Origin of the sequence: Marinobacter qingdaonensis (genome assembly GCF_034555935.1) — a bacterium.
In the GTDB taxonomy this organism is placed as follows: domain Bacteria; phylum Pseudomonadota; class Gammaproteobacteria; order Pseudomonadales; family Oleiphilaceae; genus Marinobacter; species Marinobacter qingdaonensis.
On sequence record NZ_JAYDCJ010000003.1, the window covers coordinates 2,209,330 to 2,222,957 of the forward strand.

Consider the following 13,628-nt stretch of genomic DNA (forward strand, 5'->3'; position numbering starts at 1 on the left):
TGTCCGGTTTTGGGCTTTTTGGTTTTATTTCATTCACATACCGAACCTGTAATTTGAGGATCCTCCATGCAAGTGTCTGTTGAAACGACCTCCAACATCGAACGTCGCATGACGATTGGTGTGCCCGCCCAGGAAATTGACCAGGCGGTCCAAAAGCGCCTGCAGGAAACCGCGCGCACCGTGCGCCTGAACGGTTTCCGCCCGGGCAAGGTGCCCATGAAGGTGGTAAAGCGTCGTTTCGGTGACAGCGTCCGCCAGGAAGTTGTGGGCGAAGTGATGCGCGATCAGTACGTCAAGGCGCTGCAGGAGCAGGACATCAACCCGGCAGGCTGGCCGAAGTTCGAGCCGAAGGTGATGGAAGAGGGCAAGGACCTGGAATTTGTGGCCATCTTCGAGGTGCTGCCGGAAATCGAACTGGGTGACCTGAGCAAGATCTCCGTCGAGAAGCTGACCTCCGAGATCTCCGAGAAAGACGTCGACAAGATGATCGACAACCTGCGTCGCCAGCAGGCCACCATGAAGGAAGTCAAGCGCAAGTCCAAGAGCAAGGACGTGCTGACCATTGATTTCAAAGGCTTCATCGACGGTGAAGAGTTCGAGGGTGGCGCCGCCGAAGGCCATCGCCTGACCCTGGGCTCCGGCCAGATGATCCCGGGCTTCGAGAAAGCCGTTCAGGGTGGCAAGGCCGGCGAGGACATGGAGATCGAGGTGACCTTCCCGGAGGATTACCACAACGAGGAGCTGGCGGGTAAGCCGGCCAAGTTCGAGATCAAGATCCACAAGGTTGAAGAGCCGCAGCTGCCTGAGCTGGACGCCGAGTTCTTCAAGAAGTTCGGCATCGACGCCGAAGACGAAGCCAGCTTCCGCGAAGAAGTGCAGAAGAACATGGAGCGCGAGCTGAAGCAGGCGGTGTCCAATAAGGTCAAGAACGACGTGGTTGACGGTCTGCTCGAGAGCACCGAGCTGGACGTGCCGGCGGCGCTGGTGGACCAGGAAATCGACCGTCTGCGTCAGGACGCGGTTCAGCGTTTCGGTGGCCAGGTTGACTTCCAGCAGCTGCCCAAGGAAATCTTCCAGGAGCAGGCTGAGCGTCGCGTGAAGACCGGTCTGCTGTTCCAGGAAGTGGTCAAGCAGAACGACCTGAAGGCCGAGCCGGCCAAGGTGGACGAAAAGATCCAGGAGATCGCGTCTACGTATGAACAGCCGGAAGAGGTGGTTGCCCACTTCAACAGCAACCCGGAGCAGAAGTCCCAGATCGAGTCCTCCGTTCTGGAAGACCAGGTTGTTGACTTTGTCCTGGAGCGGGCCAAGGTAAAAGAGAAGAAGGTCAAGTACGAAGAAGCCGTTCAGGCAGGGCAGCAGCAGCGCTGATCCTGTCCGGGCCGGGGTGACCTCCGGCCCGGTTGGCCGAACGACGAAAACAGCCGGCATGTCCGGCTGTTTTCATCTGGGCCGGCGGCTGGCAAAGTAAGCAGTGCAGTAATACCCAGAGTGAAAGCCGTGGCGCGAGTCCACGACCCATTGTCCATAAGGAGTTCAGGCGCACATGACGCAGAAACCAATTGATGGTCCCGCAATGGTTACCAATTCCGGCCTGGTGCCGATGGTTATTGAGCAGACGGCTCGGGGCGAGCGCTCGTTTGATATCTACTCCCGGCTCCTGAAGGAGCGGGTGATTTTCATGGTCGGTCCGGTCGAGGACCACATGGCGAACCTGATCGTTGCCCAGTTGTTGTTCCTGGAATCCGAGAATCCGGACAAGGACATTCACCTGTACATCAACAGTCCCGGCGGTTCCGTCACAGCCGGTATGTCCATCTACGACACCATGCAGTTCATCAAGCCGGACGTGGCCACCCTGTGTGTCGGTCAGGCCGCGAGCATGGGCGCCTTCCTGCTGGCAGGTGGCGCGGCTGGCAAGCGGGCCTGTCTGCCCAATTCCCGGGTGATGATTCACCAGCCCCTGGGCGGTTATCAGGGTCAGGCGACCGACATCGAGATTCACACCCGTGAAATCCTCAAGATCCGCCACACCCTGAATTCCATCCTGGCGCACCACACCGGGCAGGACCTGGACACCATCGCCAAGGACACCGACCGTGATAACTTCATGGATCCGCAGCAGGCGAAGGACTACGGGCTCATCGATTCTATACTTGATAAGCGCGTGCCGAATAAATAATACTGGAAGTAATCGCATCATACTTGGCCGGCGTAATAGCCAGTAACGCCGGCTAACCAAGACCAGAGGTAATTCAATGGCAGATGATAGAAACGGCAGGGGCGACGATAACGGCAAGTTGCTCTACTGCTCGTTTTGCGGAAAGAGCCAGCATGAAGTCCGAAAGCTCATTGCAGGGCCCTCGGTGTTCATCTGCGACGAGTGCGTGGACCTGTGCAATGACATTATCCGTGAAGAAATTCAGGAAAATGCTCAGGAAGAGGCCAGCGACCGTCTCCCGACGCCTGCTGAGATCCGCGACACCCTGAACGAGTACGTCATCGGGCAAGACCGCGCCAAGGTGGTGCTGTCGGTAGCGGTGTACAACCACTACAAACGCCTGCGCTACGGCGAGGGCAAGGCCGATGTCGAGCTGGGCAAGAGCAACATCCTGCTGATTGGCCCGACCGGTAGCGGTAAGACCCTGCTGGCCGAGACCCTGGCCCGCATGCTGAATGTTCCTTTCACCATTGCTGATGCGACCACGCTGACCGAGGCGGGCTATGTGGGTGAGGACGTCGAGAACATCATCCAGAAGCTGCTGCAGAAGTGCGACTACGACGTCGACAAGGCCCAGCGTGGCATTGTCTACATCGATGAAATCGACAAGATTTCCCGTAAGTCGGACAACCCCTCCATCACCCGGGATGTCTCCGGTGAAGGTGTGCAGCAAGCGCTGCTGAAGCTGATTGAGGGTACCGTGGCGTCGGTTCCACCCCAGGGTGGCCGCAAGCACCCGCAGCAGGAGTTCCTGCAGGTCGACACCGGCAACATCCTGTTCATCTGTGGCGGCGCCTTTGCCGGCCTGGACAAGGTGATTCAGGAGCGGTCGGAGCGCAGCTCCATCGGTTTCTCCGCCTCGGTGGTGAGCCAGGACGACAGCAAGAGCACAGGCGACATCATCAAGGACGTGGAAACCGAGGACCTGGTCAAGTTCGGCCTGATTCCCGAGTTCGTCGGTCGTTTGCCGGTGGTCGCAACCCTGACCGAGCTGGACGAGGCAGCCCTGGTCCAGATCCTGACTGAGCCCAAGAACGCCCTCACCAAGCAGTACCAGAAGCTGTTTGACATGGAAGGCGTCGAGCTGGATTTCCGCGAGGATGCACTGCGTGCAGTGGCGCGCAAGGCCATGGAGCGGAAGACCGGTGCCCGGGGCCTGCGGTCGATCATGGAGGCGACCCTGCTGGATACCATGTATCAGATCCCGTCCGAGCACGATGTGACCAAGGTGGTGATCGACGAAAGCGTGATCGACGGCGATTCCGAGCCGTTCAAGATCTACGCCAGCAGCGATCACGCCAAGGCAGTCCCGGAAGACTGATCGGTGACGGCAAGCAAGCAGTAAAAAAGGGGCGGAAACGCCCCTTTTCACGTTCTGTATCCCAATATTCCCCGCGCGTTTCGTTTGGTAAAAAGATTGCAATTTTTGAGGGCGCCCCAATGAAGGGTGGTATGCTCAAAGAAACACCGTCAGAGGATTCCCTATGACCCGGATACCCGAAAATACTGTGCACGAATACCCGTTGCTGCCGTTGCGTGATGTGGTGGTGTTCCCGCACATGGTGGTCCCGCTGTTTGTGGGCCGTGAAAAGTCCATCCAGGCGCTCGAAGCCGCGATGGAAGGGAGCAAGGAAATTCTGCTGGTCGCCCAGCGGGACGCTTCCACCGACGAGCCGGGTCCCGGTGACGTATTCGAGATGGGGACCCTGGCCACGGTCCTGCAGATGCTGCGGCTGCCGGATGGCACCGTAAAGGTACTGGTCGAGGGTAATGCCCGCGCCACCATCAGTGACATCACCGAGGGCGACTTCCTGTCCGGCGGTGCCGTGCTGATGGAGGAAGAGGGGCTGCCGGAGCGCGAACAGGACGTGCTGATCAAGACCCTGATGGACGAGTTTGAAAAGTACGTCAAGCTGTCCAAGAAGGTGCCGTCGGAGGTCTCCAACGCCCTGACCGGTGTCGAGGAACTGGAGCGCCTGGCCGACACCATGGCCGCGCACCTCGAGATGCGCATTCCCGAGAAGCAGGAACTGCTGGAAGCGCTGGATGTGCGCAAGCGGGTGGACCTGCTGCTGGGCAAGCTGGATGGCGAGATCGACCTGATCGAGGTCGAGAAGCGCATCCGTGGCCGGGTCAAGAAGCAGATGGAGCGCAGCCAGCGCGAGTACTACCTGAACGAGCAGATGAAAGCCATCCAGAAGGAGATGGGGCAGCTTGGCGAGGGTAACAACGACTTTGAAGAGCTCGAGCAGAAGCTCGAGGAAGCCGGTCTGCCGGAAGAAGCCCGGAAGAAGACCGAGGCGGAACTGAACAAGCTGAAGATGATGTCGCCCATGTCCGCCGAAGCCACGGTGGTGCGCGGCTACATCGACTGGATGCTGGCGGTGCCCTGGAAGAAGCGCAGCCGGGTCCGTCACGACATCGAGAAGGCCCGCGAGATTCTGGATCGCGACCACTACGGGCTGGACGAGGTCAAGAAACGCATTCTGGAGTACCTGGCGGTGCAAAGCCGGGTGAAGAAGGTGAAGGGGCCGGTGCTGTGCCTGGTTGGGCCTCCGGGTGTGGGTAAGACCTCCCTGGGGCAGTCCATTGCCCGGGCCACCAACCGCAAGTACACCCGGATGGCGCTGGGTGGTGTCCGCGATGAGGCGGAGATCCGTGGCCACCGCAAGACTTACATCGGTGCCCTGCCGGGCAAGCTGCTGCAGAAGCTGTCCAAGGTGGGCGTGAAAAACCCGCTGTTCCTGTTCGACGAGATCGACAAGATGGGCATGGACCACCGCGGCGACCCGGCCTCGGCCCTGCTGGAAGTGCTGGATCCGGAACAGAACCACACCTTCAACGACCATTATCTGGAGGTCGACTACGATCTGTCCGATGTGATGTTTGTGTGTACTTCCAACTCCATGGACATTCCGCCGGCGCTGCTGGACCGGATGGAGATCATCCGCATCCCGGGCTACACCGAGGACGAAAAGGTCAACATCGCGCTGCGGTACCTGCTGCCCAAGCAGATCAAGGCCAATGGCCTGCGCAAGGACGAGCTGGTGATTCCCGAGGCGACCCTGCGCGACCTGATCCGCTACTACACCCGGGAAGCCGGTGTGCGTGGCCTGGAGCGCGAGATCGCCAAGATCTGCCGCAAGGTGGTGCGTGAGCACGTTGAGGCCAACGACAAGGCGTCGGTGACCCTCGAGCCCGACATGCTGGAGGACTACTCCGGGGTCAAGAAGTTCAAGTACGGCCTGGCGGAAGAGAAGAACCAGATCGGGCAGGTCACCGGCCTGGCCTGGACCCAGGTGGGTGGCGAGCTGCTGACCATCGAGTGTGCGCTGACCTCCGGCAAGGGCCGGGTGGTGAAGACCGGTTCCCTGGGTGACGTCATGCAGGAGTCGATCCAGACTGCCCTGACCGTGGTGCGCAGTCGCGCCCCGGGTCTCGGTATCCCTGACGATTTCCACGAAAAACACGACCTGCACGTGCACGTGCCGGAGGGCGCAACCCCGAAAGATGGGCCAAGTGCCGGTATTGGCATGTGCACCGCGCTGGTGTCTTCGCTGACCAAAATTCCGGTTCGGGCCGACGTGGCCATGACCGGCGAGATTACCCTGCGCGGCCGTGTCCTGGCCATTGGCGGGCTCAAGGAGAAGCTCCTGGCGGCCCATCGCGGTGGCATCAAGACGGTTCTGATCCCTGATGAAAATGTTCGTGATCTCAAGGAGATACCGGATAATATCAAGGAATCGCTGGAGATCCGTCCGGTGAAGTGGATCGACGAGGTGCTGGATATTGCGCTGGCGTATCCGCCCGAGCCACGCACCGCCGACGAGTCATCCGGCGCCGGATCGGGCAAACCCCGGGACGACGAAGGCGACGCCGCAGAGCGCATAAATACTCATTAAAGCCTTGTGGAGTTGTTGACACGCCAGAGAGCCCGTTGGTATAACTGTTTCGCCGTGAAGCAGCCAATACCAAGGGCTCCCGCGCATTAAGTGCCTATTCCGAGCACCGGTTAACAGCCGCAAGGAATAAGAAAACTGAAGAATGGAATTCTCCGACCGCTTATGCGATAGTCGAGAGCGTCCGCGAAAAAACAAACCAACCTATAACATCTTCAACCTGAAATCGAAGGGGTTTAGTGTGAACAAGTCCGAACTTATTGATGCAATTGCAGAGTCCGCAGATATCTCCAAAGCCGCCGCTGGCCGTGCTCTGGATTCCATGACCAACTCCATCACCGGTGCCCTGAAAAAGGGTGATCAGGTTACCCTGATCGGTTTTGGTACTTTCTCTGTAAAAGAGCGTGCTGCTCGTACCGGTCGTAACCCGCAGACTGGTGCCGAGATCAAGATTCCGGCCTCCAAAGTGCCTGGTTTCAAAGCAGGCAAGGCCCTGAAAGACGCCGTTAAGTAACGGTTCTTTCTCAGGCAGCTCCTGTCGCAGGGGGCTGCCCAGAAGAATTCAAGGCGCATTCCGGACAGGGTGCGCCTTTTTACGTTCAGTGCCCCAGTGCCCATCGCCAAACGATAAAAACCTCAGGACCTTGAACAGGGATTCGGGAGAAACATGCTTCAAGATATTCGGGAAAATGCCCAAGGCACCATTGCCAAGATCATTATCGGTCTGCTGATCGTGTCGCTATCCATCTGGGGAATGGACGCCATCATTGGCGGCTTCTCCGGCGAGCCCGAGGTGGCGACCGTCAATGGTGAAGATATTACCGAGCGCGAATTCCTGCGCCTGGTCCAGATGGAAAGTCAGCGTCGTCTGTCGCGCATGGAAACGCCGGATCCGTCCCTGCTGAACGACGACCAGATCCGTCGCGAAGTGCTCGAGTCCCTGATCCAGCAGCAGGTCCTGATCCAGGACGCCGACAGCCAGGGGCTGGCCCTGACCGACGCCGACATCGACGCCCTGATTACCCAGATGCCCCAGTTCCAGGTGGACGGCCAGTTCAATCGTGACCGCTTCGTTTCCACCGTCCGCAACATGGGCATGGGGGTGCGTGAATTCCGGGAGGCCATGCGCAAGCAGTACGTGGTGAACCAGATTCGTGCCGGCATCGTGCAAAGCGGCGTGGCCGCCGACGAAAACGTTGCACAGCTGCTGCGCATCCAGAACCAGACCCGGGACTTCCGCGTCGTCACCGTGCCCGAGAGCGCGGTGGCCGATGAGGTCGAGGTCACTGACGAGGACGTCGAATCCTTTTACCAGGCCAACAGCAGTGCCTTCCAGCAGCCAGAGCAGGTGGATGCTGCCTACATTACCCTGTCGCTGGGTGCCCTCGCGGACACCATTGAGGTCAGCGACGAGGAGCTGCAGACCTATTACGAGCAGCGGGCCTCGGAGCTGGCCCGGGAAGAGCGTCGGGCCGCGCACATCCTGATTGAGGATGGCGAGAACGCGGACGAGACCATGGCCAAGATCCAGCAAGAGCTGGCGGATGGTGCCTCCTTCGCCGATCTGGCCGAGGAATACTCGGTGGACACTGTCTCCGCCCGTGAGGGTGGTGATCTGGGTTTCGCCGGCCGTGGTGTTTACGACCAGGCCTTCGAGCAGGCGCTGTTTGCGCTGGAGGAGGGCGAGGTGTCCGAGCCGGTGGAAACCAGTTTCGGCGTACACCTGATCAAGCTGGAAGAGGTGCGTCGTTCCGATGTGCCGGCTCTGGCCGACATTGCCGACCAGCTGCGTAACGAGCTGGCTCGTGACCGCGCCGAGGAGCGGTTCGCGGAGTACCGCACCAAGCTGGCCGATTCCGCCTATTCCGCGGACGACCTGGCCGGACCGGCGGAAGAGCTGGGCCTTGAGGTGCGCGAGGCTAAGGGCATCACCCGTGACGGCGGCATGGCGCCGTTCGATCATCAGGGCCTGGTGCGCCAGCTGTTCTCTGCCGATGTGGTTGAGGACGGTTACAACACCGAGCTGATTGATGTGGGTGATAACGTGTCCGTTGTGGCGCGGGTTCGCGAATACCGCGAGGCGCAGCAGCTGCCGCTGGAGCAGGTGGCCGGTGACGTCCGTGCGCGCCTGCTGGCGGAAAGAACCCGGGCGGCCCTGCGTGGCCGCGCCGAGGCCATTATAGCCGGTCTGGAAGCCGGCCAGAGCCTGGACGAGCTGGTGGAAGGCGAGTGGGTCAGCTATGAAGCGGCGTCCCGCAATAACCAGGAAGCCGGTGCCGACGTGATGGGTACCGTGTTCTCGCTGGCGCGTCCGGCTGAAGGCGAGGCCAGCTACGGTCACGCCGTTACCCCAAGCCGAGCGGCCATCGTGGCGCTGGACGCGGTCAACGAAGGCGAGGTCGACGATGGCGGTGCCGAGTTCGGCCAGTTGAGCCAGTTCCTGGCGTCACTGGAAGGGCAGCGTGAGTACGGTGCCTACCAGCAACTGCTGCGCAACCGCGCCGAGGTCGAGCGCCCGTAAGCGGCGGACCGCGGGGCGCCGCCGGTGCCCCAAGTAACGAAAACCCGGGATCCTCCCGGGTTTTTTTATGCCCGGTGCCCGGGATTTAGGCCCAAAAAAGCCGGCACGAGGCCGGCTAAATGGGTCCAAAGGGAGACGCGTTAATTCACCTTACCACCAGGCCTCGATCTGGGCGCCAATCTGGATGTCGCCGTCAATGCCTTCGCCGCCCCGGGCGGATTCGGCCTCATCGCCAAAGAAGGTCGCCGCGTAGGTGCGGATGACTGGGCGTGCCCAGTACCCGGGGCCGGCCTGCCACTGCTGCGCAATCGCGACCTTGGCCAGGTCCTGCGAGCTCGCGAACCAGGGCCGGTCGGTTTCGCTGTAACCCAGCTCCACGGCAGTGCTCATGATCGGGGTCCAGTTGTAGACGGGCCGGGCCACCAGGCTCAGGCGCTCGCCATCGTCGGCGGCCGGGTCGTGGGATTCGGCCTGCTCGTAGACGATGGAATGGCCCAGCTCGAGGTTGTCGCTCAGTCTGATGACGCCGTGGTTGAGGATGCGCCAGCTGGATTCGAAGTAGCCGGCGACGTTGCCATTATCCACCCGGCCGCCACTGCTGCCCTCGGCGTTGGCAAACCCCATGGAATCGGCGCCGTACTGGATCGCAAACTTGTTGAAGCCGCCCATGACGCCGGTGGACAGTTCGGCTGTCAGAAAGTACCCGTGCTCGTCCTCAATGCCGGCCGCTTCCTGCTGGTCGGTCAAGTCGGCCATGGCGTAAATGCCGACCAGCTCCAGGGTGTGCTCGCCCACCGGGAAGGCGTAGCGCAGGTCCACTTTGTTGTTCTGGACCAGGTCCTCGCCATCGCTGGTGTCGGAGTTGGTGTAGGCGATCGACAGGCGGCCTGGGCCGGCCTGGATGTTCTCAATCCCGGCGCCGTATCCGGAATTGTTCAGGTAGTAGAGGTCGAGCTGGTGAATGTCCTTGCGCTGGTAGAAGCGTTTGCCGGCCCACAGGGTCGAGCCGGGCAGGGACTCGATCACATTCTTGGCCGAGACGTAGATCTGGCGCAGCGCAATGTCGCCGCCGCCATAGGGGTCGGCGTTGTTGGTGCTTGTCTCGGCGGTGTCGAAATCGACGCTGTTGATGTTGTTGCCACCGTTCAGGGCCTGGTAGTCGTTGCCCTGGGGATCGGCGCTGTACGCCAGCATGGTGTCGAAGCGGAAGGTTTTGCCGTCCTCGTTATAGAGCTCGTCGCCCAGGGCCAGCTCGGCGTAGGTGTCGCATTCGTCGGCAAGGCGGCCGACGTAGTGGCCAGTGGCGCCGTTGCCGAAACAGGTTTGTTCGCCACCACTGCCCAGATTGCTGGAGACGCCGGCCCGGGCGTAGCCGTGGAAGTCGACGGCGGCGGTCGGCGTGGCCATCACGGCCGCCGTCACCGCCACGGCAAGGGGGAGCTTGCGTGCGGAGAGGAGGGAGTGCTTCTGCATGTTCTGAGTCCTGTGTTTTTTGTCATTGTTGAATGTCAGGGAATCGGAAGCGCCGGTTCGGTCCGGCCGGCCAGGAATGGTTCGATCTGGACGTCCGGTTCCCTTGATTGCAGCTTCTGCCAATCGGACATTGGGGAAACCGGATTTCATGGTGTGGGAACCGGTGGGGTGGTGCATCCTCCACCCTGAACAAAAAGGGGGGTGAGAGTTCAGGGGGAGGAGGGGCGTAGGTAAGGTTTATTCCGACGGGAAGCGAGTGGGCTTGAGGCTTTCCTTGATCTTTTTCAGGTGGCCCAGGAAATCGGCGCCGCGCTTCAGGGTCACGCCAGTGGCGAGGATGTCGATCACCGTCAGGTGGATGATCCGCGACGACATCGGCATGTACACCTCGGTGTCCTCCGGTGCCGTGACTCCCAGGACCGCGGTGCAGACCTGGGCCAGCGGCGAGTCCGGATTGGTGATGCCGATCACGGTGGCGCCGTTGTCCCGCGCCAGGCGCGCAATGTCCACGGTTTCGCGGGTCCGGCCGGTATAGGAGATCAGCACAATGACGTCGCCAACCGCGGTGCCGGCGGCGACCATGCGCTGCATCAGGGCGTCGTCGTAGGCCATGACCGGAATGTTGAACCGGAAGAATTTGTGCTGGGCGTCCAGGGCGACGGCGGCCGAGCCACCCATGCCGAAAAAGCTGATCTGCTTGGCCTGGATCAGGTAGTCGATGACCCGGGCCAGGGCCTTCGGATCCAGCGCCTGGCGGGCCTTGTCGAGGCTGGCGATGGTACTGAGCATGATCTTGTCGGCAAACTCCGCCACCGTGTCGTCCGGTTGCACGTTCTGGCCGACGTAGGGCGTGCCGGTGGCAATGCTCTGGGCCAGGCGGATCTTGAAGTCCGGGAACCCGGTGGCGGAGAAGCCCCGGCAGAACCGGTTCACCGTCGGTTCGCTAACCTCGGCCGCCCGGGCCAGGGCAGCTATGCTGTATCGGGTGGCGGCACTGGGGTCCCGGAGAATGGCCTCGGCGACTTTGCGCTCCGATTTGTTGAGATTGTCCAGTCGGGCCTGGATGTCTTCAAGCAGGTTGTCGTCCCGGTGCGCCTGGTTCGCGGCCATGAAAGGTACTCCCTGTTTCGTGGCGATCAGTAGTGGAATAACGCGGCGATTATACCGCGTTTCTTACGGACTTTGGGTAGTAAAAATATCATTAAGGCAAATTTTTTCTTGGAAAAGTCGATTTTGCCTGTCATTATTTTGATAAAATTACTACATTTGTCGTGTTTCGGGGGCGTGACATCGCCACGCCCCACCCATCAGAGAGAAGGATCCAATGGCCAACAAGAGCAATACCCGTTGCGACCTGATGCTGTTTGGCGCCCTGGGTGACCTGGCGCAGCGCAAGTTGTTTCCCGCCCTGTATCAACTCGAGCGAGCCAATCTGCTGGCCGACGGCAGCCGGATTCTCGCCATCGCCCGGACCGACGTCGACACCGACGCGGTGCGGTCCCAGCTGCGCGAGAAGCTGACGCACTACGTAAAGCCTGAGGAAATGGACGCCGAACTTGCCGACCGGTTCCTGCAGCGCGTCGATTACCTGCGCCTGGATTTCAGCGAGCCGGAAGGGTTTGGCGCGCTGAATGACTGGCATCAGCAGGGCAGCGGTGAACTGATCGTCTACATGGCGACACCGCCGTCCATGTATGGCGTCATCGCCCGCAATCTGCGCGCCGCCAGTTGCTGCACCGAGAACACCCGGGTGGTGGTCGAAAAGCCGATCGGCCATGACCTGGAATCGTCCCGGGTGATCAACGACGAACTGGGCGAGGTGTTCAAGGAAAGCCAGCTGTTCCGCATTGACCACTACCTGGGCAAGGAAACGGTGCAGAACCTGATTGCCCTGCGCTTCGCCAACAACCTGTTCGCGTCCCAGTGGGACCAGAACCACATATCCCACGTGGAGATCACGGTGGCAGAAAGTGTCGGCATCGAGGGCCGATGGGGCTACTTCGACAAGGCCGGCCAGATTCGCGACATGATCCAGAACCACCTGCTGCAACTGCTGTGCCTGATCGCCATGGATCCGCCCTCGGATCTGTCCGCCGACAGCATTCGCGACGAGAAGGTGAAAGTGCTGAAGGCCCTGCGTCGGGTCACTCCGGACATGATGGAGAGCCACGTGGTGCGCGGTCAGTACACGGCCGGCACCAGCAACGGCAAGCCCGTACCGGGCTACCTGGAAGAAGAGGGTGCCAACAAGGGCAGCGACACCGAAACCTTCGTCGCGCTCAAGGCCGAAATCGAAAACTGGCGCTGGTCCGGGGTGCCCTTCTACATCCGTACCGGCAAGCGCCTGCCCGAGAAGTTGTCCCAGATCATCATCCACTTCAAGCCGGCGCCCCACTACATCTTTGATCCGGACCAGAAGCACCTGGCCAACAACAAGCTGATCATCCGGCTGCAGCCGGACGAGGGCATGTCGCTGAAGATTCTGACCAAGGACCAGGGCCTGGATAAAGGCATGCGCCTGCGCCAGGGCCCGCTCGAACTGACCTTTTCGGAAACCTTCGAAAACGACCGCATCCCGGACGCCTACGAGCGACTGCTGTGGGAGGTCATGAAGGGCAACCAGTACCTGTTTGTCCGCCGGGACGAGGTGGAGCACGCCTGGAGCTGGGTTGATCAGGTCATCCAGAACTGGCGTGACAGCGGCGCGCCCCCCAAGCGCTACGCCGCCGGAACCTGGGGGCCGGTGGCCTCCATCGCTATGATCACCCGCGACGGCAGGAGCTGGTATGAAGACGCCTGATCTTGGATTGCCGGCCGGCGTCGAGGTTCACGTTGACGATACCCCGGACCAGGTCGCCCTGGCGCTGGCCGACGCCGCCGCCGAGGTGCTGGCGAGCCGCTTGGAACAGGCAGAGCGGGCCAGTCTGGTGGTGTCCGGCGGCTCCACGCCGCTGCCGTTTTTCAAGGCGCTGGCCCAAAAGTCCCTGGCCTGGTCCCGTGTGGATGTGTTGCTGGCGGACGAGCGCTGGGTGCCGGAAGACCATCCGGACAGCAACACCCGACTGGTGAAGGCCAGCCTGTTGCAGGGACCCGCGGCGGCCGCCCGTTACCTGTCCCTGAAGCAGCCCGGTGACACCCCGGCCGAGGGCCTGGCCGCCGCCAGCGCCGCCGTGGCCGATCTGGAGCTGCCGCTGGATGTGGTTATTCTCGGTATGGGCAATGATGGCCATACCGCCTCGCTGTTCCCGGACGCCCCGGAGCTGGCCCATGCCCTGAGCGCCGCGTGCCCGGACCGGGTGGCTCCGGCCAGCCCGCCGTCTCAGTCGCAGCGGCGCATTACCCTGACCCGTCCGGTGCTTCAGGGAGCCCGATTCACGGCGTTGCACCTGAAAGGGCAGGACAAGCTCGACACCCTGCAACGGGCCCTGGCCGAACCCGACAACCTGGCGGCCATGCCCATTCGCGCATTTCTCACTCCGGGACTGAGCCTGTTCTGGAGTCCCTGAGCCCGATT

The 13,628-nt window shown here is 61.3% G+C and carries 10 protein-coding genes; 8 read left to right on the forward strand and 2 right to left on the reverse strand.

Annotation, left to right across the window (positions count from 1 at the left end; all coding sequences use genetic code 11):
- The first annotated feature begins 66 nt into the window (after positions 1–66).
- From tig to U5822_RS13395, 6 genes are all read left to right on the forward strand, one after another.
- The gene (gene tig, locus U5822_RS13370; RefSeq protein WP_322856111.1) at positions 67–1,371 is read left to right on the forward strand and encodes a trigger factor; all 1,305 of its coding nucleotides are present in this window, start codon (positions 67–69) and stop codon (positions 1,369–1,371) included.
- Between the two features lie 175 nt (positions 1,372–1,546).
- Complete coding sequence (gene clpP, locus U5822_RS13375; protein ID WP_322856112.1) at positions 1,547–2,182, forward strand: ATP-dependent Clp endopeptidase proteolytic subunit ClpP; 636 nt, start codon at positions 1,547–1,549, stop codon at positions 2,180–2,182.
- A 76-nt stretch (positions 2,183–2,258) separates the two neighbouring features.
- Positions 2,259–3,542 (forward strand): ATP-dependent Clp protease ATP-binding subunit ClpX, encoded by a 1,284-nt coding sequence (gene clpX / locus U5822_RS13380; RefSeq protein ID WP_322856113.1) that lies wholly within the window; start codon positions 2,259–2,261, stop codon positions 3,540–3,542.
- A 163-nt stretch (positions 3,543–3,705) separates the two neighbouring features.
- Positions 3,706–6,123 (forward strand): endopeptidase La, encoded by a 2,418-nt coding sequence (lon, locus tag U5822_RS13385; RefSeq protein ID WP_322856114.1) that lies wholly within the window; start codon positions 3,706–3,708, stop codon positions 6,121–6,123.
- A 238-nt stretch (positions 6,124–6,361) separates the two neighbouring features.
- Positions 6,362–6,634, forward strand: a complete 273-nt coding sequence (locus tag U5822_RS13390; RefSeq protein ID WP_297792402.1) for an HU family DNA-binding protein — start codon at positions 6,362–6,364, stop codon at positions 6,632–6,634.
- 153 nt (positions 6,635–6,787) lie between these two features.
- Positions 6,788–8,641: a SurA N-terminal domain-containing protein gene (locus U5822_RS13395; RefSeq protein WP_322856115.1), complete on the forward strand. Its 1,854-nt coding sequence runs from the start codon at positions 6,788–6,790 to the stop codon at positions 8,639–8,641.
- 150 nt (positions 8,642–8,791) lie between these two features.
- On the opposite strand, the gene lamB is transcribed toward U5822_RS13395, so the two are convergent.
- Together lamB and U5822_RS13405 are read right to left on the reverse strand one after the other, a co-directional pair.
- Positions 8,792–10,114, reverse strand: coding sequence for a maltoporin LamB (lamB, locus tag U5822_RS13400; protein ID WP_322856116.1), 1,323 nt, complete (start codon positions 10,112–10,114; stop codon positions 8,792–8,794).
- A gap of 237 nt (positions 10,115–10,351) precedes the next feature.
- The gene (locus U5822_RS13405) at positions 10,352–11,224 is read right to left on the reverse strand and encodes a MurR/RpiR family transcriptional regulator (RefSeq protein ID WP_322856117.1); all 873 of its coding nucleotides are present in this window, start codon (positions 11,222–11,224) and stop codon (positions 10,352–10,354) included.
- Positions 11,225–11,438: 214 nt separating this feature from the next.
- On the opposite strand from U5822_RS13405, the gene zwf reads away from it, so the two are divergent.
- Positions 11,439–12,914: a glucose-6-phosphate dehydrogenase gene (zwf, locus tag U5822_RS13410; RefSeq protein WP_322856118.1), complete on the forward strand. Its 1,476-nt coding sequence runs from the start codon at positions 11,439–11,441 to the stop codon at positions 12,912–12,914.
- Positions 12,901–13,620, forward strand: coding sequence for a 6-phosphogluconolactonase (gene pgl / locus U5822_RS13415; protein ID WP_322856119.1), 720 nt, complete (start codon positions 12,901–12,903; stop codon positions 13,618–13,620). Before zwf ends, pgl begins: the two co-directional genes overlap by 14 nt.
- The last annotated feature ends 8 nt before the right edge of the window (positions 13,621–13,628 follow it).